27 protein-coding genes are annotated in these 26,897 nt (G+C 75.7%); 12 read left to right on the forward strand and 15 right to left on the reverse strand.

Going from position 1 to position 26,897, the window contains the following annotated elements:
• Nucleotides 1-200 precede the first annotated feature (200 nt).
• Both SK069_RS15265 and SK069_RS15270 read right to left on the reverse strand, forming a co-directional pair.
• The gene (locus SK069_RS15265; RefSeq protein ID WP_319955106.1) at nucleotides 201-989 is read right to left on the reverse strand and encodes a hypothetical protein; all 789 of its coding nucleotides are present in this window, start codon (nucleotides 987-989) and stop codon (nucleotides 201-203) included.
• The gene (locus tag SK069_RS15270; RefSeq protein WP_319955107.1) at nucleotides 989-1,780 is read right to left on the reverse strand and encodes a ParA family protein; all 792 of its coding nucleotides are present in this window, start codon (nucleotides 1,778-1,780) and stop codon (nucleotides 989-991) included. The genes SK069_RS15265 and SK069_RS15270 overlap by 1 nt, the downstream gene beginning before the upstream one ends.
• Nucleotides 1,781-3,193: 1,413 nt before the next feature.
• Here SK069_RS15270 and SK069_RS15275 point away from each other — a divergent pair.
• The 7 genes from SK069_RS15275 (at nucleotide 3,194) to SK069_RS15305 (ending at nucleotide 7,069) form a co-directional block, all read left to right on the forward strand.
• On the forward strand, nucleotides 3,194-3,955 hold the full coding sequence (locus tag SK069_RS15275; protein WP_319955108.1) for a MerR family transcriptional regulator: 762 nt from the start codon (nucleotides 3,194-3,196) through the stop codon (nucleotides 3,953-3,955).
• A 54-nt stretch (nucleotides 3,956-4,009) separates the two neighbouring features.
• Nucleotides 4,010-4,903 (forward strand): carbon-nitrogen hydrolase family protein, encoded by an 894-nt coding sequence (locus SK069_RS15280; protein ID WP_319955109.1) that lies wholly within the window; start codon nucleotides 4,010-4,012, stop codon nucleotides 4,901-4,903.
• Nucleotides 4,903-5,511: a TetR/AcrR family transcriptional regulator gene (locus tag SK069_RS15285; protein ID WP_319955110.1), complete on the forward strand. Its 609-nt coding sequence runs from the start codon at nucleotides 4,903-4,905 to the stop codon at nucleotides 5,509-5,511. Before SK069_RS15280 ends, SK069_RS15285 begins: the two co-directional genes overlap by 1 nt.
• Before the next feature lie 104 nt (nucleotides 5,512-5,615).
• The gene (locus SK069_RS15290) at nucleotides 5,616-5,750 is read left to right on the forward strand and encodes a hypothetical protein (protein ID WP_319955111.1); all 135 of its coding nucleotides are present in this window, start codon (nucleotides 5,616-5,618) and stop codon (nucleotides 5,748-5,750) included.
• Nucleotides 5,747-6,382: a hypothetical protein gene (locus SK069_RS15295; protein WP_319955112.1), complete on the forward strand. Its 636-nt coding sequence runs from the start codon at nucleotides 5,747-5,749 to the stop codon at nucleotides 6,380-6,382. The genes SK069_RS15290 and SK069_RS15295 overlap by 4 nt, the downstream gene beginning before the upstream one ends.
• Nucleotides 6,383-6,386: 4 nt before the next feature.
• Nucleotides 6,387-6,851: a phage holin family protein gene (locus SK069_RS15300; protein WP_319955113.1), complete on the forward strand. Its 465-nt coding sequence runs from the start codon at nucleotides 6,387-6,389 to the stop codon at nucleotides 6,849-6,851.
• The gene (locus SK069_RS15305; protein ID WP_319955114.1) at nucleotides 6,848-7,069 is read left to right on the forward strand and encodes a DUF3618 domain-containing protein; all 222 of its coding nucleotides are present in this window, start codon (nucleotides 6,848-6,850) and stop codon (nucleotides 7,067-7,069) included. Before SK069_RS15300 ends, SK069_RS15305 begins: the two co-directional genes overlap by 4 nt.
• 18 nt (nucleotides 7,070-7,087) lie before the next feature.
• Here SK069_RS15305 and SK069_RS15310 read toward each other — a convergent pair whose 3' ends face one another.
• The 5 genes from SK069_RS15310 to SK069_RS15330 form a co-directional block, all read right to left on the reverse strand.
• The gene (locus tag SK069_RS15310) at nucleotides 7,088-7,948 is read right to left on the reverse strand and encodes a DegV family protein (protein WP_319955115.1); all 861 of its coding nucleotides are present in this window, start codon (nucleotides 7,946-7,948) and stop codon (nucleotides 7,088-7,090) included.
• Between the two features lie 71 nt (nucleotides 7,949-8,019).
• Complete coding sequence (locus tag SK069_RS15315; RefSeq protein WP_319955116.1) at nucleotides 8,020-9,204, reverse strand: serine hydrolase domain-containing protein; 1,185 nt, start codon at nucleotides 9,202-9,204, stop codon at nucleotides 8,020-8,022.
• A 173-nt stretch (nucleotides 9,205-9,377) separates the two neighbouring features.
• A complete protein-coding gene (locus SK069_RS15320; RefSeq protein ID WP_319955117.1) occupies nucleotides 9,378-11,714 on the reverse strand; it encodes a M14 family zinc carboxypeptidase in 2,337 nt (778 codons plus the stop codon).
• Between the two features lie 23 nt (nucleotides 11,715-11,737).
• Nucleotides 11,738-12,133: a Grx4 family monothiol glutaredoxin gene (grxD, locus tag SK069_RS15325; protein WP_319955118.1), complete on the reverse strand. Its 396-nt coding sequence runs from the start codon at nucleotides 12,131-12,133 to the stop codon at nucleotides 11,738-11,740.
• 10 nt (nucleotides 12,134-12,143) lie between these two features.
• Entirely contained in the window at nucleotides 12,144-12,365 is a 222-nt protein-coding gene (locus SK069_RS15330) for a BolA/IbaG family iron-sulfur metabolism protein (RefSeq protein WP_319955119.1), read from the reverse strand.
• A 224-nt stretch (nucleotides 12,366-12,589) separates the two neighbouring features.
• On the opposite strand from SK069_RS15330, the gene SK069_RS15335 reads away from it, so the two are divergent.
• The 5 genes from SK069_RS15335 (at nucleotide 12,590) to SK069_RS15355 (ending at nucleotide 18,407) form a co-directional block, all read left to right on the forward strand.
• Nucleotides 12,590-12,940, forward strand: a complete 351-nt coding sequence (locus tag SK069_RS15335) for a HesB/IscA family protein (protein ID WP_319955120.1) — start codon at nucleotides 12,590-12,592, stop codon at nucleotides 12,938-12,940.
• An 83-nt stretch (nucleotides 12,941-13,023) separates the two neighbouring features.
• Nucleotides 13,024-14,355 (forward strand): hypothetical protein, encoded by a 1,332-nt coding sequence (locus SK069_RS15340; protein ID WP_319955121.1) that lies wholly within the window; start codon nucleotides 13,024-13,026, stop codon nucleotides 14,353-14,355.
• A gap of 273 nt (nucleotides 14,356-14,628) precedes the next feature.
• Nucleotides 14,629-16,962 carry a lysylphosphatidylglycerol synthase domain-containing protein gene (locus tag SK069_RS15345; protein WP_319955122.1) on the forward strand — a complete coding sequence of 778 codons (2,334 nt, stop codon included), beginning with the start codon at nucleotides 14,629-14,631 and terminating at the stop codon, nucleotides 16,960-16,962.
• A 125-nt stretch (nucleotides 16,963-17,087) separates the two neighbouring features.
• Nucleotides 17,088-17,432 (forward strand): hypothetical protein, encoded by a 345-nt coding sequence (locus SK069_RS15350; RefSeq protein ID WP_319955123.1) that lies wholly within the window; start codon nucleotides 17,088-17,090, stop codon nucleotides 17,430-17,432.
• A gap of 33 nt (nucleotides 17,433-17,465) precedes the next feature.
• Complete coding sequence (locus tag SK069_RS15355; protein WP_319955124.1) at nucleotides 17,466-18,407, forward strand: alpha/beta fold hydrolase; 942 nt, start codon at nucleotides 17,466-17,468, stop codon at nucleotides 18,405-18,407.
• Between the two features lie 43 nt (nucleotides 18,408-18,450).
• On the opposite strand, the gene SK069_RS15360 is transcribed toward SK069_RS15355, so the two are convergent.
• The 8 genes from SK069_RS15360 to SK069_RS15395 all read right to left on the reverse strand — a co-directional run bounded on the left by SK069_RS15360 (nucleotide 18,451) and on the right by SK069_RS15395 (nucleotide 26,819).
• On the reverse strand, nucleotides 18,451-18,726 hold the full coding sequence (locus SK069_RS15360) for a cytochrome C oxidase subunit IV family protein (RefSeq protein ID WP_319955125.1): 276 nt from the start codon (nucleotides 18,724-18,726) through the stop codon (nucleotides 18,451-18,453).
• A complete protein-coding gene (locus tag SK069_RS15365) occupies nucleotides 18,726-19,304 on the reverse strand; it encodes a cytochrome c oxidase subunit 3 (RefSeq protein WP_319955126.1) in 579 nt (192 codons plus the stop codon). The genes SK069_RS15360 and SK069_RS15365 overlap by 1 nt, the downstream gene beginning before the upstream one ends.
• A 5-nt stretch (nucleotides 19,305-19,309) precedes the next feature.
• Complete coding sequence (locus tag SK069_RS15370) at nucleotides 19,310-20,149, reverse strand: MlaE family ABC transporter permease (protein WP_319955127.1); 840 nt, start codon at nucleotides 20,147-20,149, stop codon at nucleotides 19,310-19,312.
• A 5-nt stretch (nucleotides 20,150-20,154) separates the two neighbouring features.
• A complete protein-coding gene (locus tag SK069_RS15375) occupies nucleotides 20,155-21,009 on the reverse strand; it encodes an MlaE family ABC transporter permease (protein ID WP_319955128.1) in 855 nt (284 codons plus the stop codon).
• Entirely contained in the window at nucleotides 21,006-21,854 is an 849-nt protein-coding gene (locus tag SK069_RS15380) for a hypothetical protein (RefSeq protein ID WP_319955129.1), read from the reverse strand. Before SK069_RS15380 ends, SK069_RS15375 begins: the two co-directional genes overlap by 4 nt.
• Nucleotides 21,855-21,904: 50 nt before the next feature.
• Nucleotides 21,905-22,531, reverse strand: a complete 627-nt coding sequence (locus SK069_RS15385; RefSeq protein ID WP_319955130.1) for a TetR/AcrR family transcriptional regulator — start codon at nucleotides 22,529-22,531, stop codon at nucleotides 21,905-21,907.
• Nucleotides 22,532-22,731: 200 nt separating this feature from the next.
• Nucleotides 22,732-23,091, reverse strand: a complete 360-nt coding sequence (locus SK069_RS15390) for an AAA family ATPase (RefSeq protein ID WP_319955131.1) — start codon at nucleotides 23,089-23,091, stop codon at nucleotides 22,732-22,734.
• An 83-nt stretch (nucleotides 23,092-23,174) separates the two neighbouring features.
• On the reverse strand, nucleotides 23,175-26,819 hold the full coding sequence (locus SK069_RS15395) for a methionine synthase (protein ID WP_319955132.1): 3,645 nt from the start codon (nucleotides 26,817-26,819) through the stop codon (nucleotides 23,175-23,177).
• Between the last annotated feature and the right edge of the window lie 78 nt (nucleotides 26,820-26,897).

The raw sequence follows: 26,897 nt of genomic DNA on the forward strand, positions 1-26,897 counted from the left end.
GCGGTGGACGGGTCCCCTGGGGCCCCGGCGGGACGTCCGCGCCCGGCCGAACCGTGCCCACGCGTCGTGACGGCCGATGCGCGGGCTGGGGGCCCGCCCCCAGAAGCCCCGGCGGTCACGGCGGGACGTCCGCGCCCGGCCGAACCGTGCCCACGCGTCGTGACGGCCGACGCGCGGGCTGGGGCCCTCCCCCTTCTCCCTCAGAGTTCGAGGAAGGCGCCGCCGCGGACCATCTCCATCCGGGTGACGAGGCGCGCGGCGTCGTCGGCGTCGGACGGGAGGTGCGCGTCGAGCAGCGCGTTCACGAGGGTCGATCGGCGGACCGCCGCGACCTTGCCCGTCGCGCCGGCGACGACGTCGTCGAGGCCGTCGCGCAGCGCCTCCGGGATCCGCGCGTTGCGCTCCTCCCACGGCTGCTCGAGCGACTCGAGCCGCCGGCGCCGGTAGGCGCCGATCGTCCGGGCCGCGTCACCGCCGTCGGCCGGGAGGTGGAAGTGCAGCACCGCCGTGACGAGGGCGGCGAACGTCACCCGCGGCCCGGTGGCGGCGACGAGCGCGTCGGCGCGGGCCGACAGCTCGCGATCGAGGATCAGCGCGGTCTGCTTCGGCCGGCCGAGGAGGCGCCCGGGCTGCAGCGCCTCCCGGCCGAGGCCCGCCGCCCACGCCGGCAGGTCGCCGGGGGAGGCGGGCGTCGCCGGGGCGACCGGCTCGGGTGCGGCCGGCTCCGGCACCGCGGCCTCGGGGGCGGTCGTCGCCGGGGTCGCGGCTTCGGGCGTCGTCGGCTCGGGGGCCGGCTCCGCCGGCGCGGGGGCGGCCGGCGCCTCGTCGGCGATCGGCGCCACGATCGTCGGCCGCCGCGTGGCCTTCGGCTTCGCGGACGGCACGACGGCGATCCGCGGCGCCTCGGGCTCGACGGCCGGGACGTCGGGCTCGGCCACGAGGTCCAGCGGGCCGCGCAGGCCGCTGGGGGAGAGCTTCAGGCGCGCCATCACGCCACCTCCGCCAGGGTCGCGGTCGGCGCGACGCTGCGCGCCTCGATCTCCCGGGCGAGCTCGCGGAAGGCCTGGGCGGCACGGCCGTCGGGCTTGCGCAGGACGAGCGGGATGCCCTCGGTCGTCGCGTCGTGGAAGCCCGAGCGCATCGGGATCTCGGCGTCCAGGAGCGGCGCGTCGAGCGCGGGGAGCGCGTCGTTCAGCGTCTGGTACGTGTTGCGGCGCGGATCGACGTTGTTGCGCAGCAGGCCGAGCGTCGCGACGTCGACGCGCCGGCGGCGCAGCGTCGCGAGCGTCCGCAGCAGGGTCGCGGCGCCCTTGTAGGCGTTGCGGTCGATCATCGAGATCGGTACGAGCACCTCGTCGGCGGCGAGGAAGGCGTTGACCGTCAGGAGGCCGAGGTTCGGCGGGCAGTCGAGCAGCACGACGTCGTAGGTGCCCACGACCTCGTGCAGGGCCTCGGCGAGGAACTCCTCCCGCCGGACCTGCGAGACGAGGGTCAGCTCGACGTCGGCCATCCGGCCGTCGCCGGCGAGGAGGTCGACCCCCGGCGCGGCGTCGCGCAGCAGGGCGTCGGCGGCCTCGGCCTCGCCGAGGAACACGTCGGCGATCGTCGCCGGTGCCTCCTCGGGGGCGTGGCCGAGCATCGCGGTCGAGTCGAACTGCGGGTCGACGTCGACCACGAGGGTCGAGCGGCCGGCCTGGCCGAGGGCGACCGCGAGGTTCACGGTCACGGTGCTCTTGCCGGCGCCGCCCTTCTGGTTGGCGACGGCGATCACGCGGGTCATCGGGTGTGCGTCCTCATGGTCGGGGCGAAGGGCGGGGGCGACGGACCTCCGCGCGCCCGGACCCTGGTCGTGGGGGAGTTCGTCCTCGGCGTCGCACCTCCTTCCCGGCGATCGCGCGATCGCCTCCCCGGCCGTCGGTCCCGCCGGTCGCGCCCGCGGCCCCGCGGTCGGGCGTCGCCTCGGGCGGCCGTCGCTGCGCGCCGCCGGCCGGTCCGTCGGGCGGTCGTTCCCGCGGACGTCCGTTCGCGCGCCGCGCCGGTCGTCGGGCCGGTCCGCCCTCCGGTCGGCCGGGCGGTCGTCGGACCGGGCGGCCGCCCGTGCGGCCGGCCGGCCGGCGTCGCGGTCCACCCCTCGGCGCTCCACGCGACCGGCCCGGGGTCCGGGCGGCCGCCCGGTGCGCCGGTCGCGCGGCGACGCCGCCGGCCGCACGGTCGCGCGCCCCGTGGCGCGTGCGCCCCGTCGACCGCCCGGTCCGGCCGCCGGGCGGCCGGTCGCGCCCCCGGAGTCGCGGTCGTCGTCCCGCTCGCGTCCCCGCGCGGACGGTCGGATCGCCGCCCGGACCCGCGTGCGGTCTCGCCGACGTCCCCGCACGCACGCGAGCACGGGCGCGGCCACCAGCGCGCGCCCTGCCACGCACGGGGCCGCGGCCGGGCGGCCGGCGGCGCGCCCGGCCGCCCGGCCACCCGTCGGTGGTCGCGGGCGCCGGCGCTGGCGCCGCCGCGCGCGGCGCGGCGCGCCGTCGCTCGTCCGCGCGTGCCGCGCGCCGGACCCGGACCCTCGCGGTCGCCCTCGCGCGGACCCTAGCTGCGCTCCTCGCGGCCGTCCGTGCCGCGCCCCGCGGCGGGAGCGCCGCCCGTCGCGGATCGGTGGCCGGGGGTCGCCGCTCCCGCCGGCGGAGGCCTCCCCGGCCCCGTTCACGGGACGCCGCAGGGCGTCCGCGCCCCGCATCCCGCCGTGGCGGCGCGCCCTCCCCCGGGGGACGGCCGTCTGGGCGCTGCGAGGGTGGGACGCGCGGCGCGAGGGCGCTCTCGGCGTCGCCCGGCTGCGGACGCGGATGCCCTTTTCGCGTCCCTCGCGACGGTCGGATCCCGCCGCGGCCGTCCTCGCGCCGCGCGTCGCCGCCAGGCGTCCCGTGTCCGTTCCGGGACCGCTCGGGACGCCGGCGGGAGCGCCGCGGGTCGTGGCGACGCGTCAGAATCCCGTCCGGTGGGCCCACGCGGGGGCCGAGCCGCCGGATCGCCGTGCCCGCGGGCGATAAGGCGCGACACCTGGGGCTCGGGGCGAGATCCAGGTGGTCGTGTTCTGCCGCTTATCGACAACCCAGGGGGTCGCGGGCGGCCCGTCGGCGCGTGACGGGAAGTAGGAGGTGGCACCTCTCGCTCGCGCTCGGGTTGTACCCTCGCCGACGAGGCGATGGCGACCCCGACCGACACCGACGGCCTGCTGAAGATGGCCGACCTCGCCGAGCGCGCGGGGGTCAGCCCGGCGACGGTGAAGCACTACCTGCGCGAGGGGCTGCTCGACCCCGCCCCGGGCGAGCCGGGCGTCGTGCGGACCTCGCGGAACATGGCGTGGTACCCGCCGGCGTTCGTCGACCGGATCCGTCTCGTCAAGCGCCTGCAGGAGGAGCGGTACATGCCCCTGCGCGCGATCCGCGAGCTGCTCGGCGGCGAGGGGGAGGCCCACGCGCGACGGCTCCTGGCCCGCGAGGGCGAGATCCTCGACCGCGTCCGGGCGCGCCCCGAGGTCCGCCGGCACCTCGACGTCGAGCCGCGCGACGCGCTGATCGCCCGCACCGGCGTCCCGGCGCCGCTGCTGGACAAGTTCGCCGAGCTCGGCGTGCTCGGCCCCGGCACGGAGGGCTATGCGGCGGAGGAGGTGCGGATCGTCGAGGCGATCCTGCGCTTCCGCGCCACCGGCTTCGGCGAGGAGATCGGCTTCACCGCCTACGACGTCCTGCGCTACTACGAGGCGCTGGGTCCGCTCGTCCGCGAGGAGACGACGACCTTCCTGCGGCGGCTCGTCGACGAGGACCTCGACGTCGACCACGCCGTCGACCTCATGCTCGGCGCGGTCGATCCGCTGCGCGAGCTCGTCGGCGCGATCCACGGCGAGCTCGTCCGCCGCGAGATCGCGCGGGCGATCGACGGCGACCGCCCCGCCGGCACCGGCTAGGATGGATCCCGTCGATTGACCGATCAGTCAGTCGGTCGACGTCCCCGGGTCCGCATGCGCGCCGCCGTCGTCCAGCTCCGCAGCACCCTCGACCGCGAGGCGAACCTCGCCGCGGCCGACCGCCTCGTCCGCCGCGCCGCCGCCGACGGCGCCGACGTCGTGCTGCTCCCGGAGAAGTGGCCCCTCCTCGGGCCGGCGCGCGACGTGCGCGCGGGCGCCGAGGCGCTCGACGGCCCGGCGATCGCGTGGGCTCGGGCGACCGCCGGCGAGCTCGGCATCGACCTGCTGGCCGGGTCGCTCGCCCTGCGCCGACCCGACGGACGCAGCGCGAACACCGCCGTGCACGTCGCGCCCGACGGCCGGATCGCGGCGACCTACGGGAAGCTCCACCTGTTCGACGCCGACGTCGCCGGGACCCGCTACCGCGAGTCCGACGACGAGGACGCGGGCGACCGGCTCGTCGTCAGCCGGCTCGCCGACGGCGCGACCGACGTCGGCCTGACCGTCTGCTACGACCTGCGCTTCCCGGAGCTGCATCGCGCGCTCGCCGTCGCCGGCGCGCGGGTCCTGGGCGTGCCCGCCGCCTTCACCGAGCGCACGACCGAGGCGCACTGGGAGGTCCTCCTGCGCGCCCGCGCGATCGAGAACGGGGCGTTCGTCCTGGCCGCCAACCAGCACGGGCAGCACGCCGAGCGGGTGCGCACCGGCGGGCGATCGATGATCGTCGACCCGTGGGGCACGGTGCTGGCCCGCCTCGAGGACGAGGACGAGGGCGTGGCGGTCGCCGACCTCGACCTCGCCGCCCAGGACGAGGTGCGTGCGCAGCTGCCCGTCCTGCGCCAGCGACGCGGCGACGTCGCCGCGGCCCTCGCCGGCCGTCCCGACGGCGACCTGGCCGCCGGCTGGCGACGCGTCGCGCCCCCCGATCCCGAGGAGCCCCGGACCTGATGGCCACGCGATCCGCCGCGAACCTCGAGAAGCGCCGGGCGATCCTCGACGCCGCGATCCGCGTCTTCGCGGAGCGCGGCTTCAACCACTGCCGCGTCTCGGACATCGCCGACGAGGCGGGCGTCGCCTACGGGCTCGTCTACCACTACTTCAAGAACAAGGACGCGGTGCTCGACGAGGTCTTCCTCGAGCGCTGGGGCCTCATGCTCGAGGTCATCGAGCAGGCGCAGGCCGACCCCGAGCTCACCGCGCGCGAGAAGCTCGCGAAGGTCGCGACGTTCATCGTCGAGAGCTACGGCCACCGCCCCGACGTCATGCAGGTGGTGATCGTCGAGGTCACCCGGCAGGCCAACACGTTCGGGCGCCGCCACTGGGCGACGATCCAGCGCGGCCACGACGGGATCGCGCAGATCGTCGCGGACGCCCAGGCGCGTGGCGAGCTGCGCCCCGACATCCCGCCGAGCTTCGCGGGCATCGTGTTCTACGGCGGGATCGAGCAGATCCTGACGTCGTGGATCTTCGGCCTCATGCCGGCCGAGCCCGACGACCGCCGGCGGGCGGTCGAGCACCTCGTGGAGACGCTCTGCGGGGGCCTCGACGCCCGCTGAGCGCTCGCGCGCGCCCGCCGCCGACGTGCGGCGCGGGCCGACAGCGGGTAGCGGTCGCTCCGTGCGCACAGGACATGACCCGAATCGTGGATAGGATCGCCCCGATGGAGAACGAGCTCGTCAAGCGGCTCGCCTGGTCCGGCCTCGTCGCCGGCCTCGGCGTGGTCGCCAGCATCGCCGCCCAGCGGACCGCCGCCGTCATCTGGCGCCGCGTGTTCGGAGAGGAGCCCCCGGAGTGAGCGAGAAGCCCGAGCAGCCCCGCGAGGGCGGCGGCTGGGTGCCGTCGCCCGACCAGCCGGCGCCGCCGACCACGACGACGGAGTTCGACGCGCTCGTCGACGCCGGCTCCGCGGTCCCTGACGACGCGCCGGCCGAGGAGGACGTCGAGGCGACCGCCGAGCCCGTGAGCGAGGAGCCGCCGTCCGCCGCGACGGCCGAGGAGGCGACCGCCGTCCAGGAGGCCGCCGCCGAGACGCCCGCGACCGGCGAGGCCCCCGCCGCCGAGGACGCCGCCACCGAGGTCGCCGAGGAGGCCGCGGCCGCCGAGGAGGCCGCCGCCGCGCCGTCGCCGAGCGTCACGAGCGCGCCGGTCGACGAGTCGGCCGCCGCCGAGGCCCCCATCCCGTCGGTCGCCGGCACGCAGGTCCCGCCGGTCGCCGAGGCGGCCGCCGCGGAGCCCCAGGCCCCGCCGGCCGCCCCGTCCTGGTCCTCCGCGTCCGCCGGCGCGCCGGCCGACGCCGGGACCCCCGCCCACCAGACCGGGCAGCAGTCCGACGCGATCGCCGACGATCGCCCCGAGCTGCTGGTCGCCGCCGCGTTCGCCGGCGGCGCCCTGGTCGCGATCGCCCTCCGGTTCCTTGTCCGCCGGTGACGACATGACCCCACCCACGCGCGAGGCGTCCCTCAAGTCGGTCGTCGAGAACCTCGCCTCCGTCACGGAGCGGACGCAGCACATCGTCCGCGACGAGATCGAGCTCGCGAAGGCCGAGGTCGCCGAGAAGGTCGCCAGCATCGGCCGCGGCGTCGCCGTCGGCGCCGCCGCCGGCGTCTTCGTGGCGCTCGGCGGCCTCTTCCTGCTGCACGGGTTCGCGTTCCTGCTCGGGCAGGAGCTCTTCAACGGGAGCATCTACTGGGGCTACTTCGTGACGGCCGCCCTCCTGTTCCTGCTGGCCGCCGTCGGCGGGCTGCTCGCGTACAAGTGGGTGCGCAAGGGGGCTCCGCCGGTCCCCGACCAGGCGATCGAGGAGGCCCGGCTCATCCGCGAGAGCGTCCAGGCCGCCGGCTCCGCGTCGCCGGAGGCCGGTGCCGCACCGTCGTCGACCCAGGAGCCCCGCCCATGAGCACCCGGACCCCCGCGGAGATCCGCGCCTCGCTCGAGGAGCACCGGCGCGAGCTCTCGAACTCGATCGAGCTCCTGCGCTCCGACGTCACCGAGCTCTCGGACTGGCGCCGGCAGGTGCAGCGCCACCGCACCGCCGTCCTCGTCGCCGCGAGCGTCGGCGGGTTCGTGCTCGCCGGCGGGATCGGCGTGCTCACCGGTCGTCGCCGCCGACGCTGACCGACTCCGCCGCCGGCGCTACGCCGGCGGCAGGAGCGACGACGGCACGCCGCCGATGCCCAGGAGCCCGGGGCCGACGTGCGAGCCGATCACGGGGCCGACCTCGCTGACGAAGCGCGGAGCCGTGCCGATGACCTCCTGCGCGGCCTCCGCGAGGCGCGCGGCCTCGTCGGGCGCCTGGATGTGCTGGACGCACCAGCCGTCGCTGCCCGCCTCGGCGAGGTCGCGGGCGACCTGGACCATCCGCTCGAACGACCGCTTCGACGTCCGCACGCGCTCGATCGGCGTGATCTCCCCGTCGAGGGTGAGGATCGGCTTGATCCGCAGCGCGCCGCCGAGCCACGCCTGGGCGGTGCCGATCCGGCCGCCGCGCCGCAGGTACTCCAGCGTGTCGACCGCGAAGATGAACCGCCGCCGCAGGGCGTCGATCGCCGCCTGCGCCCCGGCCACCGCGGCGTCCGTGCCCTGCGTGCCGCCCGCGACGGCGGCGAGGACGGCGAGGCCCTGCGCGCCGCACGCCATCCGGGAGTCGAGGACCTCGATCCGGCCGCCGTCGGCCGTCGCGGTGGCAGCGGCCTGGCGGGCGGACTCGACGGTCCCCGAGATGCCGCCGGCGAGGTGGATCGAGACGACGTCGTGGCCGGCGGCGAGCAGCGGCTCGTAGACCGCGAGGAAGTCGCCGACCGACGGCTGCGAGGTCGTGGGCAGCTGGGCGACGTCCCGCAGCTCGCCGTAGAACGCGTCGAGGTCGCCGATCTCGCTCTCGCGCGTCGACGCCCCGCCCCGGTTGACGTAGAGGCTCACCTGCCCGATGTCGTGCTGCTGCAGCAGGGCAGCGGGCAGGTAGTGCGTGGAGTCGGTGACGACCGCGACGGACATGGCCCGATCACCCTATCTCCGGGCCGCTCCGGTCCGCCGGGACCGCGCCGCCCGCGGTCCCGCGTCCCGGCTCACGCCACCGCGGCGCGTGCCTGGGCGTAGCTCTCGACCTCGAGCGCCTGGAACGTCTCGACGACGGCCGCGTCGAAGAACGGCAGCAGCTGCGTGAGCACCATGCCGGCGAGGCCGGCCTCCCGGTCGATCCAGTAGTAGAGGTTGAAGAGCCCGGCCCAGTCCCCCGTGCCGCTGCTGCGCATGCCCGGCACGTCGGCGTGCACGAGGTGGAAGCCCAGGCCCCAGCTCTCGGGCACCGGCGAGGGCGGCACGTCGTTGGAGAACTGCGGGTCCGCCGAGCGGATGCCGTCGGTGGGCATCGGGGCCCCGGCGAGCTGGTCGCTGAAGGCCAGCGCGACGGTCTCCGGCCGCAGGAGCCGCGCCCCGTCGAGCTCGCCGTCGCGCAGCATCGACTGCAGGAACCTGGCGTACGCCGACGCCGGGCCGACGAGGCCGTGGCCGCCGGCCTCCCAGTCCGGGTCGGGCGCGAGGTCGAGCGGGATCTCCAGCAGCCCGCCGTCCGGCGTCCGGGCGTGGATCGGCATCGTCCGCGACCGCTGCTCGCCCGTCGGGCGGAACGTCACGTCCTCCGCGCCGAGCGGGCCCAGGACGTGCTCGGCCAGGTACGCGCCGAGCGTCTGGCCGCTGACCGCCTCGACGACGAGCCCGAGCCAGTCGGTGTTCGTCCCGTACTCCCAGGCCTGGCCCGGATCGCGGACCATCGGGACGTCGGTGAGGGCGGCCTTCTGGCCGGTGAAGACGCTCGGCTTGCCCGTGAGCTCGAGGTAGCGCAGCAGGTCGGCGTTCAGGAAGTGGTAGCCGAAGCCCGCGGTGTGGGTGAGCAGCTCGCGGACCGTCGGGGTGCGGGACGGCGGGCGCAGGCGCGGCTCGTCGCCGTCGAAGCCCTCGAGGACCTGCAGCGCGCCGATCTCCGGCACGTGGGTGGCCGCGTCGTCGTCGAGGCCGAGCCGGCCCTGCTCGACGAGCTGGAGCGCGGCGACGCTCGCGAGCGCCTTCGTCGTCGACGCCCAGCGGAAGAGCGTGCGGTCGTCGACGGCGGGCCCGTCCGCGCGCAGGGCTCCGGCGTGCCCGGCGTAGCGGACGCCGTCGCGGTCGACGACCACGGCGCTGAGGCCGGGGACGGCGGAGCGATCGACGGCCTGCTGCAGGATCGCGTCGAGTCGGGCGGGATCGAAGGACACGGGGGCTCCTCTGGGCGCGTGCCGGACCACGACGCGGCGTCGGGCCCGCCCCGGCGGGTCCGGGGGCCGCAGCCTCTCGCGTCCCCGGCGCCCGTGGCAAGGGCGTTCGCCCACAGACGCCGGGCCGGACGCGACGAGCAGCGCGGTCGGCGGGGGCGGTCGGCGCGTCGCGCTCAGCCGAGGAGGAGCGCCGCGAGCACGCGCGCGCCGCCCGCGGACTGCGAGCGGAAGAACGGCGAGAACCCGACGCTCAGCACGTGCCCGGCGCCGAGCTCCTCGTCGACGACGAGCGGCCGACCCGCGAGGCCCGCCGTCGCCCCGGCGGCGCCCGATGGGTCGAGGGCCCGGCCGTCCGCCGCGCGCAGCGGCACGCGGCTGCCCGCCGGCGCCTGCAGCCGCGGCTCGCCGGCGACGACGACGCGCAGGCCGGGAGCCACGGCGTCCAGCGGCGCCTCGGTCGCGGTCGCGACGCTCACGGCGTCGCGGGCCGGCGCGGCGGTCTCGCCGACCCGGCTCAGGCCGAGCCCGCGCGCGGCGCCGATCCCGCCGGTGCCGACGGCCACGACCGTGCCGCCCTCGCGGACGAAGGCCTGCATCGCGCTCCGGGCGGGGCCGAGGTCCGCCTCGCCGCCGGGACCCACGACGAGGTGCGTGGTGCCGGCCGGGACGCCGCCGGCGAGGGCCGCGGCGCTCGTCGGGCGGGGGGCGAGGCCGAGGCGCTCGAGGCCCTGCCGGACCCAGCCGGCGGGCTGCTCGCCCCTCGGCAGCTGGGCGGGGGTCCCCGTGAGCGGGCGCGCGCCGTCGTCGGCGAGCAGCACCTGCGGCGACCGGAGGGGCGCGCCGGTGGCCGCCGACGGGCGCAGCGCGACCCGGGCGGCGCGCGCATCGGCGACGAGCTCCGGCGTGGCGGTCGTCGTCAGCCCGTCCGCGGTGCGCTCGACCGGGGTGCCGCGCCGCAGGGCGCGCAGCGCGACGCCGAGCGCGGCCGCGGAGTCCGCCGAGAGGCGCACGCGCGCGCCGGCTCGCGCGCTGCCGGCCTTCGGCACCCCCGTCAGGGCGAGCCGCTTGGGCAGCGGCGCCCGGAGGGCGGCGACCCACGCGCCGCCGAGTCGCGGCAGCGACCACGTGTCCTCCCCGGCGACGCCGGCCTCGCCGGCGTCGCGGTCCAGCAGGGCCTCGAGCCACGCCCGCAGGGGCTGGTCGGCGCGCACGACGACCGTCCCGGCCGGCAGCCGGCGCGAGGCGCGCCCGTCCGGGCCGACGGGGTCGACGCGGCGCAGGGTCGTCGCGCGACGCAGCGCGCGAGCGCGCACGCCGAGATCGCGCAGCGAGGCGACGAGGCCCAGCGCGTCCGCGCCGGCGACGTCCGTCCGGATCGCCCATCCGTGGAGCGGCGCCCGGCCGGCGTCGGCCCGGCCGGCCCGGCCGTCGGCCACGGCCGCCCGCTGGCCGTCGGCCCACGCCCGCACGGCCCCGCGCGGGTCGGCGCCGAGCGCCCGCAGCGCCCCGAGCACGCCGGCCCGGTGCCGGGCGATCCGCACGCCCAGCGGCGGGTCGGAGCCCTGCTCGAGCGTCATGCCGCCGCTGCCCAGCGCGAGGCTCGTGCCGGTGTCCGCGTAGCCGGGGTAGAGCAGGTCGTAGGTCCGCCGTGCGACGACGCCGCCGGCGCCCTCGACCGCGCGCGCGACCGCGTCGCCGACCGGTCCGTCGGCGAGCCGGCGCGTGGCCTCGGGCAGCCCGCGCAGCACGGGGGAGGCGTACGGCGGCACGAAGTACGCGCTGCCCGCCTGCTCGTGCACGTCGAGGGCGACGGTCGGCGGGAACCGGCGCAGGAGGGCGGCCCGGGCCTGGGCCTCGGGCTGGGTGCGCGCGAACCAGTCGCGGTTGAGGTCGAGGCCGGCGGCGTTCGTCCGCGTGCCGGCGGCGTGGCCGTCCGGGTTCTGGTCCGGCTGGACCACCGCCAGCACGCCGCGCAGCGCGCGTCGGGTGGGGCAGTCGTCGGCGGTGGCGAGCGCGGCGAGCGACTCGAGCAGGGCCGGGGGTCCCGACAGCTCGTTGGCGTGGACGCCGCCGCCGATCCACGTCAGCGCGGGCCGGCGGACCGCGGCGGCGATCGCCTTCGGGCCGACCGCGCCGGCGCGGATCCGCGCGACCGCGGCGGTCGTCCGGCGCAGCGCGGCGTCCGTCAGCTGCGCCGGATCCCCGACGAGGGCGTAGCGCAGCGGCCGCCCGCCGGGCGTCGTCCCGGCGACGTCGGTCCGGATCCGCGGCGAGGCGGCGTCGAGCGCCAGGAGGTACCGATCGGTCTCCTCCGGCGTCGTGGGACCCGCGCGGAGCGCGCGGCCGAGGACCGCCTCGGGCGTGGGCACCCGCGCGGCGCCGGCGACCGCCGGGCAGGTGCCGGCCGTCGTCGCGGCGCGCGCCGGCGCGGCGAGCGCCGGGAGCCCGGCCCCGGCGGCCAGCGCGACGGCCAGCGCGCGCGCCGCCGTCGTCGTCCGCCGTCCGGGCACCCGGTCCTCGCCGGCGGCGCGGCTCAGCCGAGCCGGTTCTCGGGCTGCAGCAGCCCGGCGTCGGCCCCCGTGGGGGCCTCGACGGGCGCGGGGGCCTCGTCGCCGGCGGCGCCGACGATGCCGGCCAGCTCGCCGCTCTCGTAGAGCTCGACGATGATGTCGCTGCCGCCGACGAGCTCGCCGTCGACGAAGAGCTGCGGGATCGTGGGCCAGTCCGACAGCGCGGAGAGCTCCTGGCGGATCCGCGGGTCGGGCAGGATGTCGACGCTCGCGAACGGGACGTCGAGGGCCTGCAGGACGCCGGCCGCGCGGGCGGAGAAGCCGCACGACGGGGCCTCGGGCGTCCCCTTCATGAAGAGGATGATGCGGTTGTCCTTGATCGCCTCGGCGATCGCGTCGCGGAGCGGGTTCTCGCTCATGCGTGCACCTCTAGGGGGTCTTGGTCTTCAGGGCCAGCGCGTGGATGGAGCCGCCGAGCTCGCCTCGGAAGACCTCCATGACCATCTTGTGCTGCTGGAGCCGGCTGCGCCCTGCGAAGTCCGGCGATGTGACGACGGCCTCGAAGTGGACGCCGTCGGCGCCCTCGACCTCCGCGACGGACCCGGGCAGGGCCGCCTCGATGCGGTGCTTGAGCTCGTCGGCCGTCGGCATCACCGGACAGCGTAGCCCTTCGCGACCGCGGCCTCGCCCGACCCCGTCGCCGACCCCCTACGGCGACGCGGTCGCGGTTCCGCCGCCGCGCCGCGGCCCGGCGGCAGGGGGCGCTCGGCGGACGGTCGAGGACCCGCCGACGGGTCGCTACACTCGGTGAAGCATTGGACGGTGACGGGCCTCACGGGTCCCCGGCCGTCCGGATCGAGGTTCGGAGCCACGTCATGATCACCATCACCGACCGGGGTGCGGAGAAGGTCCGCGAGTTCCTCGACAGCAACCCGCAGGAGGGCGACGCCGGACTGCGCGTCGGCGTCCGCGGCGGCGGCTGCTCGGGGTTCCAGTACGTCCTCGCCTTCGACACGAAGCGCGAGGGGGACATGAGCTTCAGCTCGCACGGGATCACCGTGCTCTGCGACGGCCAGTCCTTCCCGTACGTCACGGGCTCGACGATCGACTACGTCGACGCGCTCACGGGCGCCGGCTTCAAGGTCGAGAACCCGAACGTCACCGCCGCGTGCGGCTGCGGCTCGTCCTTCCGCGTGGAGGACGAGGAGCAGGTCTCCGCCGTCTGATCGCGCCGGGCCGCGCCCTCCAGGCGCGCCGCCCGCCCCGGTGACCGACGCGTCGCCGGGAGCGGTCCGGGATCCTGGGCGCGATGCGCGCCCCCCGCGTCCTCCTCGCGCTCGCGGTCGTCCTCGTGGCGGCCGGGGCCGGCTTCCTCCTCGGTCGCGGCACCGCGCCCGAGGACGGCGCGCCCAGCGCCCGTCCCGCGCCGGGCGGGCGCGACGTCCGCGCGACGGCTCCGCAGCTCGCCGTCGGCCTGGACACGTCCGAGGCGACGCTCCTGGCGCCGCCCGCCGCCGACGCACCCGCCTTCGACGGCGCGCGGCGCCTCGTCGGCGAGATCGCGCCCCGGACGGTGCGCCTCGACGTGCGCTGGGACCTGCTGCAGCCCGCCGCCGAGCAGCCGCTGGACCCCGACCGGCCGCTCGGCGACGGCTGCGGTCGCGGCGGCGTGCCGCCCTGCGGCGGCGCCCAGACGCTGCGCGCCGCGCTCGTCGCCCTCGCGGCGCGGCAGCGCGAGCGTCCCGGGCGCTTCGGCGTCCTCGTGAGCTTCTGGGGGATGCCGACGTGGGCGGGCGCGCCGGGATCGGGCTGCGAGGCCGCCGCGGCGCGGGCGGGCGCGCGTCCGCTGGCCCCGGGCCGCGAGGACGCCTACCGCGCCGCGATCCGCGCCGCGGCGGAGGCCGCCGCGCAGGCCGGGGCCCGGATCGACGGCTGGTCGCCGTGGAACGAGCCGAACGCGCCGTACTTCCTGGATCCGCAGCGCAGCACCTGCGACGCCGACGGCACGGGGGAGCCGGTCGCCGTGGGGCCCTACGGGCGGCTCGTCCGCGCGATGGACGCCGAGCTGCGCGCCGGCGGCCCCGCGCGCGGACCGCTCGTCGTCGGCGAGCTCGCCGCCTGGGCGGCGCCGAGCCGCCGGGCCGTGCCGGCCGACGAGTTCCTGCGCGCCCTGCCCGACGACGTGCTCTGCCGCGCGGACGTCGTGTCGCTGCACGGGTACCTCGAGGCGCGCCCGCGCTCGGGCCGGGGCGAGCCGATCGCCGCCGGGCTCGCGGCGCTCGACCGCCGTCGGTGCCTCGACGGCGTGCCGGCGTGGATCACGGAGACCGGCGTCGGGGCGCCGCGCGCCGGCGGGGCGCGCGACGCGTCGGGGACGATCCTCCGCGCGGAGTGCCGGCTCATGCACCAGCAGCTCGTCCGCTGGTACCACGCCCCGCGGGTCGCGGCGGCGTTCCAGTACTCCGTGCGGGAGGACCGGGCGTTCCCCGTCGGGCTGCTCGACGAGCGGCTGCGGCGGACGTTCCCGGTCGCCGACGTCTGGCGCGCGTGGGGTGCCCGGGATCCGACGGCGCCGCCGCCGGAGCTGCCTCGCGCGTGTCGCGACGGCGCGCCGCGCGGCGAGGCCGCGCCGCCCGGCTGAGCCGCGGTCCGACCGCGCGGACAGGCGGTCGTGGCGGCGGCGGGCGATCCGCGACGAGCGGCAGCGTGCCAGGTGCCGGCGACCGCCCGCTCGGGGCACGGGCGACGCATCCGCTCGGGCCGTCGCGGACCTACCGAGAATCCGGCGCGTCTGCGAGGATGATGGACCGATTGCGCGTGGGTCGGGTTGCGCCGCCCCGTGCGTCGTCCCGCGTGCTGACCGCGATGGCCCTGCACCGAACCGTCACCCCCCGTCGTCCCCCGGCGTGATCCGATGCGCGTCGCTCTCGTCTCCCCGTACTCCTGGACCTACCCCGGTGGCGTCTCGCGCCACATCGAGGCGCTGGCCCACGAGCTGCACGCCCAGGGCCACGACGCGCGCGTGCTCGCGCCGTTCGACCCGGTCGACCGCCTCTCCACGCGCCTGCACCGCGGCGCGGAGCCACAGGCGCGCGAGGCGCCGGACTGGCTGATCCCGCTCGGCCGCACGTTCGGCGTCCCCGCCAACGGCGCGGTCTCGAACCTCGCCGTGACGCCGACCGCGGTCGCTCGGCTGCGCAACGCGCTGGCGACCGGCGGCTTCGACGTCGTCCACGTCCACGAGCCGAACGCGCCGCTGCTGTCCTGGGACGTCATGGCGTCCTGCCGGCTGCCGATGGTCGGCACCTTCCACTGCTTCTCGGCCAACGCGCTGACGAACGGCGCCGGCGTCGCGTTCGGCGCGGCCCGGCAGATGCACCGGCTGCACGAGCGGATCGCGGTGTCCGACGCCGCGGCGTGGACCGGTCAGCGCTTCTACGGCGGCCGCTACCGCGTGATCCCCAACGGGGTCCACGTCCCGGAGGTCGCGCCGGAGCGCCCCCGGCGCGACGCGGGCCGGCTGCGGATCGCCTTCGTCGGCCAGGCCGTCGAGCGCAAGGGCCTGCCGGTGCTCCTGCGGGCCTTCGACGCGCTGCGCGAGCAGCTGCCGGTCGAGCTCGTCGTCATCGGCCCGTCCGAGGAGGAGGTCCGCCGGGTCGCCTTCGACGAGTCCCTGCGCGGCGTCACCGTCCTGGGTCGCGTCGACGACGAGACGAAGGCCCGCGAGCTCGCCGATGCCGACGTGCTGTGCGCGCCGTCGCTCGGCGGCGAGAGCTTCGGGATGGTCCTCACGGAGGCCTTCGCCCAGGGCGTGCCGGTCGTCGCGTCCGACATCGTCGGCTACCGCGACGTCGTCTCGGCCGGACGCGACGGGCTGCTCGTGCCGCCCGGCGACGCCCAGGCCCTCGCGCACGCGCTGCGCGATCTCGCGCTGCGTCCGGCCCGCCGCCAGACGATGAGCGAGGCGGCGCGCCGCTCCGCCCACCGCTACGCCTGGCCCCGGATCGCCTCGCGCGTCGTCGGCGCGTACGAGGACGCGATGGCCGCGCCGGCGCCGAGCCGCGCGGTCGCGCGCTTCGCCGTCGAGCACGGGCTGCGGCCCGCCGACGGGCGCGAGCTCGTCACGCCGCAGCGGATGCCGCGGCCCGACGCGCCGCCGGCCGACGACGTCGCCGGACGCCGCGCCCGCCGGCGCCGCTACGCCCGGCGCGGCCTCGTCGCCGCCGCCGGCGTCGGGACCGTCGGCCTCGCGGCGCTCGGCCTCCAGCGGATCGGGCTGGACTCGATCGCCGAGAGCTTCGTCCGCTCGTCGCCGCCGTGGGTGCTGCTGGCGCTCGCGGTCTTCACGCTCTCGATGCTCTTCCGGGCGATCTCCTGGCACGCGATCCTGCGCGCCGCGATCCCCGACGCGCCGCTGCGTCAGGTCGACACGTTCCGCGCGACGGCGATCGGCGTGCTCATGTCCGCGACGCTGCCGGCCCGCCTCGGCGAGCCGTCCCGCGCGCTCATCATCTCCCGCCGCGCCGGGCGACCACGCGAGCGGCTGCCCGTCGTGCTCGGCACGCTCGTGTCGCAGACGCTCATCAACGTCCTCGCGCTGATCCTGCTCGGCACGGTGATGATCAGCTCGATCCGGTTGTTCAAGGACGGCGACGGCGCGCTGCTGACCCTCACGATCGCGCCGCTCGCGCTGCTGCTGCTCGTGCTCGCGGTGCCGTACCTGCTGCGCCAACGCCGCTTCCACCACCCCCGCCTGCGCAGCGTCCAGCAGCGCGTCCGCGGGTGGAGCCACGCGCTGCGCGACGGCCTGCGCGTCTTCATCCAGCCGCGCAACGGCTCGATCGCCGTCAGCGCCCAGCTCTTCGCGTGGGCCCTGCAGTGGCTCGGCTGCTACCTGCTGCTGCGGGCCTTCGGCATCCACGAGGGCCTCGGCGCCGCAGCGGCCGTGCTCTTCGCGGTGAACGTCACCGCCGTCCTGCCGGCGACGCCGTCGAACCTCGGCGTCTTCCAGGCGGCCTGCGTCGCGGTGCTCAGCGCCGGCTACGGCGTCGGCCAGGCCGACGCGCTCGGCTACGGCATCGTGCTGCAGGCCGTCGAGCTCGTCACGGCGTTCCTCGTCGGCATGCCGGCGATGCTCGCCGAGGGCGTCACCTGGCGCGACGTTCGGATGCGCGCCCTGCACGCCAGCCCGGTCGACCTGCCGCCGCTGCCCGCCCAGCACCGGGCCGGCGCGGAGGTCGAGTCCTGAGCCCCGTCGCCCGGCCGGCCCGGACGGCCGCCCTGCTGGTCGCCGCGGTCTCCGTCCTCGGAGCGACCGGTTGCGCGACGAAGGTCGTCGACGGCGATGCCGCCGGCCACCAGGTCGCGGTGGTCGTGGCCGAGCAGACCGGTCGCGCGGCCGCCGCGCGCTGCAACGGCGGCGACGGCGTCCGCGTCGGCCTGCGCCTGCGCTGCGCCGTGCGGTTCGGCGACGGCTCCGTCGCGCCGGTCGAGGTGCGGATCATCGATCGGCGCGGCGCCTTCGACGTCGTCGCCGGCCTCCCCGGCCAGACGCCGGTGGCCGAGCAGGACGCGCCCGATCCGCCGCGGCGATTCGCGACCGACCCGGTCACCGGCGCGCCGACGGGCACCACCCCCGGCGACGGGGTCCCGCCCGTCGGGGGGACGACGCCCGCCCCCGGCCCCCCGGCCGCGGGGAGCATCACCACGGCGCCCTGAGCCACCGGGCGCGGTGCTCTACCTTCCGGCGCGATGCCCGCCGACGCGCTCCTGCCCGCCCCCGGCCCCCGCGCGCGCGGGGACCGACGGGCCGCACGCGGGCAGGCGAGCGAGGCCGGGGCCTCCGCCCTGCCGTCCCCCGAGCTGCTCGGGCCCGAGGCGGTCGTGCCGGTGGTCCTGCCGGACGGCAGCGAGCGCACCGTCCTGCGCCGCGGCTCGGGGGCGCCGCTGCTCCTCGTCCAGGGCATGGCGGCCGGGCACGGCCACTGGGGCCGCTGGTTCCTCGAGGGGCTGCTCGCCGCCGGGCGGGAGGTGATCTCGATCAACCACGTCGGCGTCGCCGGGTCGTCGCGCTCGCGCGACCCGTACGCGATCGCCGACCTCGCCGACGCGCAGGCGGCGGCCCTGGACGCGCTCGGCGTCGACGGCCCGATCGACGTCTTCGGGATCTCGATGGGCGGCATGACCGCCCAGGAGCTCGCGCTGCGCCATCCCGACCGCGTCCGCTCGCTCGTGCTCGGCTGCACCTCGCCCGGCCACGTGCTGGGCACCTGGACCGAGCAGGCGGTCATGGGCGGCCTCGTGGCCGCGTTGCAGAGCGGCGACGCCGCCCGGGCGATGCGCGCGAGCTGGGAGATCAACGTCTCGCCGGGGTTCGCGGAGCGCACCGACGTCTACGACGAGTTCGTCGCCGTCACCCAGGCCAACCGGGTGACGCTGCGCGTGATCTCCGCCCAGATGCACGCGATCGGGACCCACGACACCTCCGGCCGGCTCGGCGACATCGCCGTGCCGACGACGGTCCTCCACGGCACCGCCGACCAGATGCTGCCCTACCCGAACGCCCCGGTGCTCGCGGAGGCGATCCCCGGGGCGCAGCTCGTGACGCTCCAGGACGTCGGGCACCTGTTCTTCTGGGAGCGCCCGGACGACGCCGTCCGGGTCGCCCTGGAGACCGCCGCCCGCGCCGACTGACCGCGCCCGCCCCGTCCCGTCGCGGGCGCGCCCGCGACGCCGGTCAGGTCGCGAGGTAGAGCGTGACGAGCAGGGCGCAGACCCCCGCGACGTACCCGTCCACGAGGAACCGCAGGCCCCGCGGGGCGTGCCGGACCTCCATGAAGTACGCGGCGATGAGATGGACCTTGACGAAGGCGACGACGAGGATCGCGGCCGTCGCGAGGCGGGCGTCGCCGGTCAGCAGGAGCCCGTCGCCGAGCGTCCACGAGAGGAGCGTGGCGACGATGAGGATCGACCAGACGAGCAGCGTGGGGCGTTCGATGGGGAGCAGGCGCATCAGCGGGCGAGGTAGAGGAGGGCGAGGAGCACGATCCAGACGGCGTCCACCATGTGCCAGAACGTCGTCACGCTCTCGACCCCCGCCAGCTGCCGGGGGGAGGGCCGCTCGCGGTCGCGCAGCTCATGGGCGACCGCGCAGAGGGCCGCGATCCCGAGGATCACGTGGGCGAGGTGCAGGCCGGTGAGGCCGAAGTAGAAGGTCCAGAAGTCGCTCGCCGAGGGGCCGTGGCCCGCGGCGACCTTGGCCTGGTACTCGAACCCCTTCAGCACGCAGAACAGGGCGCCGAGGCCCGCGGCGGCGAGGAGCAGCCGCCGCGCCGGGCGCACGGCGCCGGCGCGCAGCCGGGTCGTCGCCAGCGCCGCCGCCAGGGAGCTCGCCAGGAGCGCCAGCGTCATCAGCGCGCCGCTGGCCTGCGACATCGCCTCGTGCCCGGCGATGTAGGTCGGAAGGTCCTCGGCACGGTAGACGAGGAAGGTCGCGAACATCGCGGCGAACAGCACGAGATCGCCGAGGATGAAGACCCAGGTGCCCGCCTCGCCGGGGATCCGCCTGGTCGTGGTCCGATCGGTCGCCATCGCCGTCAGCCGCCGATCGGGACGCCGGCGTCGACCGAGTACCAGAGCACCACAGTAAGCGCCATGATCACGTTGCAGAGGACGAGGTTGAGCTTCGTCGCCTGCGCCACGGCCGTCCCGACAGCCGTCGGTCCTCCGGAGGCCCGCAGCCCGTAATGGCAGGCCACGATCGCGGTGGTGAGGCCGGTGAGCGCCACCGTCGTGAAGACGAATGCGAGGTCGCGCGGGCTCTGGCTGGCCCAGCTGAACCGGGAGAAGTTCGCGAGGTCGGTCGCCTCGAGGATCACGAGGCCGTTGAGGTAGCTGCCGGCGTAGTAGCCGAGCAGCACGGCGACGGCGCCGATCGGGATGTAGAGGACGGTGGCCAGCAGGCGCGTGCCGACGACGTAGCGGAGGGGATCCACGCCGGTGGTCTCGTACGCGTCGATCTCCTGGTTGATCCGCATCGCCCCGAGCTCGGCGGCGTAGCCGCCGCCGACCTTCGCGGTGAAGGTGCAGGCGAACATCATCACCGGCGAGACGTGGGTCCCGAAGCCGACGATCGCACCCATGTAGTCGGCGGCGCCGAGCGGCGCGAGCAGGAAGTAGCCGGTGGTCTGCGTGATGACGCCGAAGAAGAACGACATGAGCAGCAGCAACGGCGTCGTCGTCAGCAGGATGGCCGACGCCTGGCGGAGGATCTCCGCCGTGTAGCGGACGGTTCCCGGAAGAGCCCGGAACGCCTGGCCGGCGAACGCCGCCAGCTGGCCCGTCTCGACGAGGAACCCGCTGCCGCGGAGCTCCGTGGGCGGGGCGGCCTCGGGCGGGTCCTCCGCCGGGGCGGTGGTCGTCGTCGTCGTGCTCATGGCAACTACCCCTTGAAGGAGACCTGGGCGTCCGGGAACAGCGACAGGTACGCGAGGTTGAAGAAGGCGTCGAACCCCCAGATCAACGCGAATGACACGACGATCGTCTGGTTCACCGCGCGACCGACCCCCTCGGTGCCGCCGGAGGCCGTCAGCCCCTTGTACGAGGCGACGACGGCGACCATCGCGCCGATGATCACGAAGCGGATCAGCGCCCCGTAGATGTCCAGCGCGGTCAGCGACCCGCGCGTGGAGGCGAAGAGGACCTCGCGCGAGTACCCGAACTGGCCCGGGGCCAGCACGGCGTTCGCGAGCTCGAGGAACAGCACGCAGAGCATCCCGAGCACCGGGCAGATCAGGGCGCCGGCGACGACCTTCGGCACGACGAGCATCCGGATCTTGTCGACGCCGAGGACGTCCAGCGCGTCGAGCTCCTCCCGTGCCTTGCGCGAACCGATGTCCGCCGCCATGGCGCTGCCGGCCACGCCGGCGAAGACCATGCCCGTCGTCCAGATCGCCATCTCGCGCATGAGGCCGACGATCACGGCGCCGCCCTCGCGGTCCGACGCGCCGAGCACCTCGGTGATGCCGCCGAGGACGAAGAACCCGAAGCCGATCACGAAGACGGTCGCGACGACCGCGAGCGGCAGGACGCACCGCTGGACGGTCAGCGACATCTCCACCACGGCGGCGCGCCAGTAGCCCCGGGGTGGGGTCAGGGCTTCGCGCGCGGCGACGAGGAAGAGCCAGCCCATGCCGCCGGCGGTCCGCAGCCAGCCGAAGGCCGTCGAGGACGCGACGGCGTCGGCGGCGCGGGGCGGGGCGGGGCGGGGGGGCCGGGTGGCGTCGACGTTGCTCATGCGCGGGCCGCCGCGACGGTCGGGCGGACCGGGTCGAGCGCGATCCCGGCCGTGAGCTCGTGGCGGGCGCGTCGCTCGGTCTCGATCTCGGCGCGGAGGCGCGCGAGCTCGGTCGCGACCGCCGGATCGGCGATCGGGAGGGCGGCGCGCGGATCGGGCGACGCATCCCGGTGGATGGCCCGCACGGTCAGCGGCGTCATGGCCATCACCCAGAGGAAGAACATGATCGTGGGGATCCACCAGGGGTTCAGGCCGTTGTAGGCGAACGGCCCGCTCTGGAACAGCAGGCCGGTGAACCCGGGGAGGAAGCTGAACGCGACGAGGAAGCTGAAGTACCCCGACCAGCGCGGGAACACCGGCTGCGCGCGCCGGTCGGCGAGGATCGCCAGACCGGCGGCCACGCACCAGATCTCGAAGGTCGCGCCCGGCAGGACCCAGAGGAGCCAGAACAGGTCGTTGAGCATCTGCGTGACCTCACCCGGCACGCTGCCGACGCGGAACGCCGCGAGGCCGCCGACGAGGCAGAGCAGGATGCCGTTCATGCACGCCGTCCCCGCGGCGGCGATCTGGATGTGGAACAGGATCGGGTGCTGCGGCGCCGCGCGCCGGGTCTGGACGGCCACGGCCGCGCCCCACACGATCATGAGCGAGGCCCCGAACATCAGCAGCGACATGCCGACCAGCACGCCGGTCTTGTGCTCGGCGTAGGACGCGACGACGGTGGCGACGCTCGCCTGGGGGTCGTTGACCGGGATCATGCGCGCGAACCCCGCGACGCCGAGTCCGTAGAGCGCCGTCAGGAGCAGCCCTGTCAGCGCACACGTCAGCTGGATCTTCCGGTCCATCTCTCCTCCAAGATTGCGACTCAAGTCGCATGTGCGACTCGAGTCGCAGATTAGAGAGGTGGAGACCGACGCGTCAAGCCGCCGCGCGCCAGCTCGCCCGCCTCGAGGAGATCGAAGCCCTCCTCGAGGATCTGACGGGCGCTCTTGCCGCTCGGGGAGGCGGTGAGCATCGCCGTCCGCACGACGCCGATCATCGCCGTGGCGAGGACCTGGCTCGTGACGTCGGTGTCGGGGTCAACGCCGGCCGACGCGGCGAAGAGCTCGGCGACGGCGCGCTCCCAGGCGAGGGTCATCGCCGTGAAGCGCGGCTGGAGGACCGGATCGGTCGTCAGGAGGCGGACGCGCAGGGGGTCCAGCTCGTCGTCGCTGTCCTCGAAGCTCGTCGCCTCGGCGGTGAGGACGCGCCGCGCTATCGCCCACGGGTCCTCCGCCGGCGACGCCGCGCGGAACGTCGCCCGCATGTCCTCGAGGCGTTCGACGATGTCGCCGAGGAGGACGTCCTCCTTGGACTCGAACACCCGGAAGAACGTCGCGCGGTGGAAGTCCGACGCGGCCGCGATCTCCTCGACCGTGGTCGCCTCGAACCCCTGCTCGCGGAAGAGCCGCAGCGCGGCGAGCGTCAGGGCCCGGCGCGTCTGCTCCCGCTTGCGCTCGCGCCGGTTCGGTGCAGCAGCCATCGCGCCAACCTATTCGAGGGGGCTTGGACCCGACGGTCGCTGCACGTCCGCCGGGGCACCGCGGGGCGAGCCCCGCTCACGCCCGAACCGCGGCCCTACGAGGATGGGCCCTAACTCTGGGGGGTCCCCCGGGGGAGAACGCGGCCTCCCGCACCTAAGGTGCGCCCGTGCGCAACACCAGAGCTCTCCGTCGCCGTCGATCACTCCTGGCGGGGGCGCTGGCCTGCGCCCTGGCGTTGGGCGGCCGGGGCGGCGACGGGGGCGGGTCCGGACAGGAGCGCCGGATCGGCCGCAACCGCCGGGCCGAGCGCCTCGGCCGCCACGCCGAAGGGCCACGCGGCGACGCCCGGCCGTCCCCGGGCCGGGAGGACGCGGACCCCGTCGTCGAACGTGGCCGCCAGCGCGCGCACGACGCTCGTCTTGCCCATTCCCACCGCACCGGTGAGCAGCAGCGCGCGCGCCGGCTCGCCGGGTCGGACCGCGGCGCCGCGGCGCAGCGCCTCGAGGACGGCGCCGCGCTCCAAGAGGGTCCCGCCGCCCTCGGTCGCGAGCCGCTGCACGCGGGCAGCCTACGCGCAGCGGACCGCACCGAGGGGGCCGCGGCGCGCGCGCCGGCGCGCCCCCTTCGTCATCACGCGCCCGATCAGGTGGCGGCGCCCTCGGCCTCGACGGCCTCGCCGTCCTCGACCTCGGCCTCGAGGAAGTCCGCCTCGATCCGCGTCGCGTCGCGGGAGGTGCCGCGGATGACCTCGTCGGGCGAGCCGTTCTCGAGGAAGCGGCCGTTGCGCATGCCGTAGTAGACGGCCTGCGGGTGGTGGAGGACCATCGCCAGCGTCGACTGCTCCGGGGTGGGGGAGTAGCCGTCGGTGAGCGCCATCCCGATCTGCGAGATGTCGAGCAGGTCGCGCACCTTCTCGTGCTCGGACTGGTCGGGGATCGCCGGGTAGCCCCAGGAGAGGCGGCGGCCCTGCGTCTCGGGGATGCCGAACCAGCCGCGGAGCTTCCAGTGCAGCCACTCCGACAGGCCCTCGGCGGTCTGCACGCCGAGGCCGTGGACGAACAGCTGCTCGGCGTACTCGCCGTCCTTCTCGAGCTGCGCCATGAGTTCGGTGACCTCGTCGCCGACGGTCAGGGCCTGCACGGCCAGGACGTCGAGCTCCTCCGGCGCGCTCCAGGTCCCGTCGTCCTGCCGGACCCCGGGACGGAAGAAGTCGGCGCTCGCCATCCGGTCGCCGACCTGCTGGCGCGGGGTCACGAACCGCGTCAGCTCGGTCGCGCGGTCCTCGGGGTCGAGGACGACGATCTCGTTGCCGGCGGCGTAGCAGGGGAAGATCCCCAGCAGCGCCCGCGGGTGCAGGTACGTCTGCTCGCGCCACATCCGCTCGAGCTTGTGGCGGAAGCCCTCGCCGGCGTCCGGGTCCGACGGGTCGCCCTCGATGAGCTTCTTCCAGGCGTCGCCCTTGATGCCCTTGCCGCCCCAGTGGAGCTTGAAGAGCACGTGGGTGTCGAGGTGGCGGTAGAGCTCGTCCATGTCGACGGGGATCTCGCGCACGCCCCAGAACGGCGGCTCCGGGATCGGCACGTCGGTGGCGACCGGGGACCGGACGGTGTCGTCGTCGGTCGGCGGCAGGTCCTTCTCGACCTTCGCCTGGTCGCGCAGCTTGATCGCGCCCGCGCGGATCTCCTCGAGCATCTGCGGGTGCTCGTCGCGGTCGACCATCCGGTCCATCACGCCGAGGCCCTCGAAGGCGTCCTTGCAGTAGAAGACGCCGCCCTCGTAGGTCGTGTCGTCGTCCAGGCCGTTGGGGTGCAGCGCGCGGTAGGAGAAGTTGCGGTTGATCGCCGCGCCGCCGATGAGGACCGGGTACTTCAGGCCCTGGGCGTGGAGCTCCTGGACGGCCAGCGGCATCTGCTTGGACGTCGACACCAGCAGCGCCGACAGGCCGATCGCCGTGGCGTCGTGCTCCTTGGCCGCATCGAGGATCGTGCCGACCGGGACCTGCTTGCCGAGGTCGACGACGGTGTAGCCGTTGTTCGACAGGATCGTGTTGACGAGCGACTTGCCGATGTCGTGGACGTCGCCGAAGACCGTCGCCAGGACGACGGTGCCCTTCGTGTAGTCCGCGGTGCGCTCGAGGTAGTTCTCCAGCTGCGCGACGGCGCGCTTCATCACCTCGGCGGACTGCAGGACGAACGGCAGGATGAGCTCGCCGGCACCGAACTTGTCGCCGACCTCCTTCATCGCCGGCAGCAGCACGTCGTTGAGCACCGGCACGGCGCCGAGCTTCTCCACGGCGCGATCGATGTCGGCCTCGACGCCGTCGCGCTTGCGCTTGAGGATGCGGAAGTGCAGCGCCTCCTCCGGCTCCATCTCGGCGGTCGGGTCGACGGCCGGGCCGGCGTCCTCCTCCGCGCCCTGGGACTCGAAGTGGTTGATGAACCTCGGCAGCGCGTCGTCGCTGCGGTTCCAGACGAGGTCCTCGGCGAGCTGGCGCTCCGTCGGGTCGATCTCGCCCATCGGGATGATGTGCGCCGGGTTGACCATCGCGAGGTCCAGGCCGGCCTCGACGCAGTGGTAGAGGAAGACCGAGTTCAGGACCGAGCGGGCCTTCAGGCCGACGCCGAAGGAGACGTTCGACACGCCGAGCGACGTCTTCACGCCCGGCAGGCGGTCGCGGATCTGGCGGATCGCCTCGATCGTCTGGATCGCCGAGTCCTTCCACTCCTCGTCGCCGGTGGTGAGGGTGAAGGTCAGCAGGTCGAAGATCAGCGCCTCGGGCTCCAGCCCGTGCTCGTCGCAGGCGATCTGCTTGATCCGCTCGGCGATCTCGAGCTTGCGCTCGACCGTCTTGCCCATCCCGACCTCGTCGATGGTCAGGGCGATCACCGCGGCGCCGTGCTGCAGCGCCAGCGGGATGACCTCGTCCATCTTGTCGCGACCGGCCTCGAGGTTCACCGAGTTGACGATCGCGCGGCCGGGGATCTGCTCCAGGGCCGTCTTGATGACGTCGGGCTCGGTCGAGTCGATCTGGATCGGGGCGGGCTGCGTGAGGCTGATGCGCTTGACCACCTGGCGCATCTGCTCGGCCTCGTCCGTGCGCTCCGTGAGCGCGACGCAGACGTCGAGGACGTGCGCGCCGCCCTCGACCTGGCCCTCGGCGATGCCGACCAGGGCGTCGTAGTCCTCGGCGAGCAGGAGCTCCTTCGCCTTGCGCGAGCCCTGCGAGTTCACGCGCTCGCCGACGATCGTGGGCCGCGGCTCCTGCACGAGGTCGGCCGCCCCGATCATCGAGGAGACCTTGATCCCGCCGGTCGGGCGCTGCGCCTTCCCGGCGTCGTGCGAGGTCGCGCCGGCCGGCTTGGAGGCGACCCGCTCGGCGATCGCGGAGATGTGCTCCGGCGTCGTGCCGCAGCAGCCGCCGACGACGGCCACGCCGTACTGGTCGACGAACTCGCCCAGCGCCTTGGCCAGGGGCTCGGGCTGCTCGGGGAAGACCGTCTCGCCGTTGACGCCCTGCTGCGGGATGCCGGCGTTCGGGATGCAGTGCACCGGGACGGAGCTGTGCTCGCCGAGGTAGCGGATCGCGTCGCGCATGTCCTCCGGGCCCGTCGAGCAGTTCAGGCCGATGACGTCGACCTTCAGCGCCTCGAGCGTCGTGAGGACCGCGGCGATGTCGGTGCCCAGCAGCATCTTGCCGCCGTTGGGCAGCAGCGACACGGAGATCTGCAGCGGCACCGAGCGGCCCAGCGTCTTGAACGCCTCGCGGGCGCCGAAGATCGCGGCCTTCACCTCGAGGATGTCCTGCGCGGTCTCGATGATGAGGAGGTCCGAGCCGCCCTCGACGAGGCCGCGGGACTGCTCCTCGAAGACCTCGACGAGCTCGCCGAAGCGGATGTTGCCGAGCGTCGGGTCGTCGGAGGCCGGCAGGAAGCCCGTCGGGCCGATCGAGCCGGCGACGAAGCGGTCCGGCCCGGCGGCCTTGCGGGCGATCTCCGCGGCGCGACGGTTGATCTCCAGCGTGTGGTCGGCGAGGCCCCACTCGTCGAGCTTCAGGCGGGAGGCCTGGAACGAGTCGGTCTCCAGCACGACGGCGCCCGCGTCGAGCATCGTCGTGTGGAGCTCCTCGATGACGTCGGGCCGGTTGAGGACGAGGACCTCGTGCGCGCGGCCGGGGAGCCGGTAGTCCTTCTCCAGCGAGAGGTTCTTGTCCTCCAGCAGCGCGCCCATGGAGCCGTCGAAGACGACGACGCCCTCCCGCACCGCTGCCAGGTAATCGCGCTCGGCCATGGCGTCAAGGCTAGCAACGATCGTCCAAACCTTGACACAAGCGTGTCAAGGTTCGCGCGACCGGTGGCCGGACCTCGA

It is taken from the genome of Patulibacter brassicae (assembly GCF_033949425.1).
Taxonomy (GTDB): Bacteria; Actinomycetota; Thermoleophilia; order Solirubrobacterales; family Solirubrobacteraceae; genus Patulibacter; species Patulibacter brassicae.

What these genes read in the sequence shown, in the direction of transcription:
- SK069_RS15365 (WP_319955126.1), bottom strand. Translation starts at nt 19,304, where the DNA reads ATGGCGACCGATCGGACCACGACCAGGCGGATCCCCGGCGAGGCGGGC.
- SK069_RS15375 (WP_319955128.1), bottom strand. Translation starts at nt 21,009, where the DNA reads ATGAGCAACGTCGACGCCACCCGGCCCCCCCGCCCCGCCCCGCCCCGC.
- SK069_RS15345 (WP_319955122.1), top strand. Translation starts at nt 14,629, where the DNA reads ATGCGCGTCGCTCTCGTCTCCCCGTACTCCTGGACCTACCCCGGTGGC.
- SK069_RS15270 (WP_319955107.1), bottom strand. Translation starts at nt 1,780, where the DNA reads ATGACCCGCGTGATCGCCGTCGCCAACCAGAAGGGCGGCGCCGGCAAG.
- SK069_RS15380 (WP_319955129.1), bottom strand. Translation starts at nt 21,854, where the DNA reads ATGGACCGGAAGATCCAGCTGACGTGTGCGCTGACAGGGCTGCTCCTG.
- SK069_RS15290 (WP_319955111.1), top strand. Translation starts at nt 5,616, where the DNA reads ATGGAGAACGAGCTCGTCAAGCGGCTCGCCTGGTCCGGCCTCGTCGCC.
- SK069_RS15330 (WP_319955119.1), bottom strand. Translation starts at nt 12,365, where the DNA reads ATGCCGACGGCCGACGAGCTCAAGCACCGCATCGAGGCGGCCCTGCCC.
- SK069_RS15355 (WP_319955124.1), top strand. Translation starts at nt 17,466, where the DNA reads ATGCCCGCCGACGCGCTCCTGCCCGCCCCCGGCCCCCGCGCGCGCGGG.
- SK069_RS15370 (WP_319955127.1), bottom strand. Translation starts at nt 20,149, where the DNA reads ATGAGCACGACGACGACGACCACCGCCCCGGCGGAGGACCCGCCCGAG.
- SK069_RS15340 (WP_319955121.1), top strand. Translation starts at nt 13,024, where the DNA reads ATGCGCGCCCCCCGCGTCCTCCTCGCGCTCGCGGTCGTCCTCGTGGCG.
- SK069_RS15385 (WP_319955130.1), bottom strand. Translation starts at nt 22,531, where the DNA reads ATGGCTGCTGCACCGAACCGGCGCGAGCGCAAGCGGGAGCAGACGCGC.
- SK069_RS15360 (WP_319955125.1), bottom strand. Translation starts at nt 18,726, where the DNA reads ATGCGCCTGCTCCCCATCGAACGCCCCACGCTGCTCGTCTGGTCGATC.
- SK069_RS15300 (WP_319955113.1), top strand. Translation starts at nt 6,387, where the DNA reads ATGACCCCACCCACGCGCGAGGCGTCCCTCAAGTCGGTCGTCGAGAAC.
- SK069_RS15285 (WP_319955110.1), top strand. Translation starts at nt 4,903, where the DNA reads ATGGCCACGCGATCCGCCGCGAACCTCGAGAAGCGCCGGGCGATCCTC.
- SK069_RS15280 (WP_319955109.1), top strand. Translation starts at nt 4,010, where the DNA reads ATGCGCGCCGCCGTCGTCCAGCTCCGCAGCACCCTCGACCGCGAGGCG.
- grxD (WP_319955118.1), bottom strand. Translation starts at nt 12,133, where the DNA reads ATGAGCGAGAACCCGCTCCGCGACGCGATCGCCGAGGCGATCAAGGAC.
- SK069_RS15275 (WP_319955108.1), top strand. Translation starts at nt 3,194, where the DNA reads ATGGCGACCCCGACCGACACCGACGGCCTGCTGAAGATGGCCGACCTC.
- SK069_RS15265 (WP_319955106.1), bottom strand. Translation starts at nt 989, where the DNA reads ATGGCGCGCCTGAAGCTCTCCCCCAGCGGCCTGCGCGGCCCGCTGGAC.
- SK069_RS15305 (WP_319955114.1), top strand. Translation starts at nt 6,848, where the DNA reads ATGAGCACCCGGACCCCCGCGGAGATCCGCGCCTCGCTCGAGGAGCAC.
- SK069_RS15310 (WP_319955115.1), bottom strand. Translation starts at nt 7,948, where the DNA reads ATGTCCGTCGCGGTCGTCACCGACTCCACGCACTACCTGCCCGCTGCC.
- SK069_RS15335 (WP_319955120.1), top strand. Translation starts at nt 12,590, where the DNA reads ATGATCACCATCACCGACCGGGGTGCGGAGAAGGTCCGCGAGTTCCTC.
- SK069_RS15395 (WP_319955132.1), bottom strand. Translation starts at nt 26,819, where the DNA reads ATGGCCGAGCGCGATTACCTGGCAGCGGTGCGGGAGGGCGTCGTCGTC.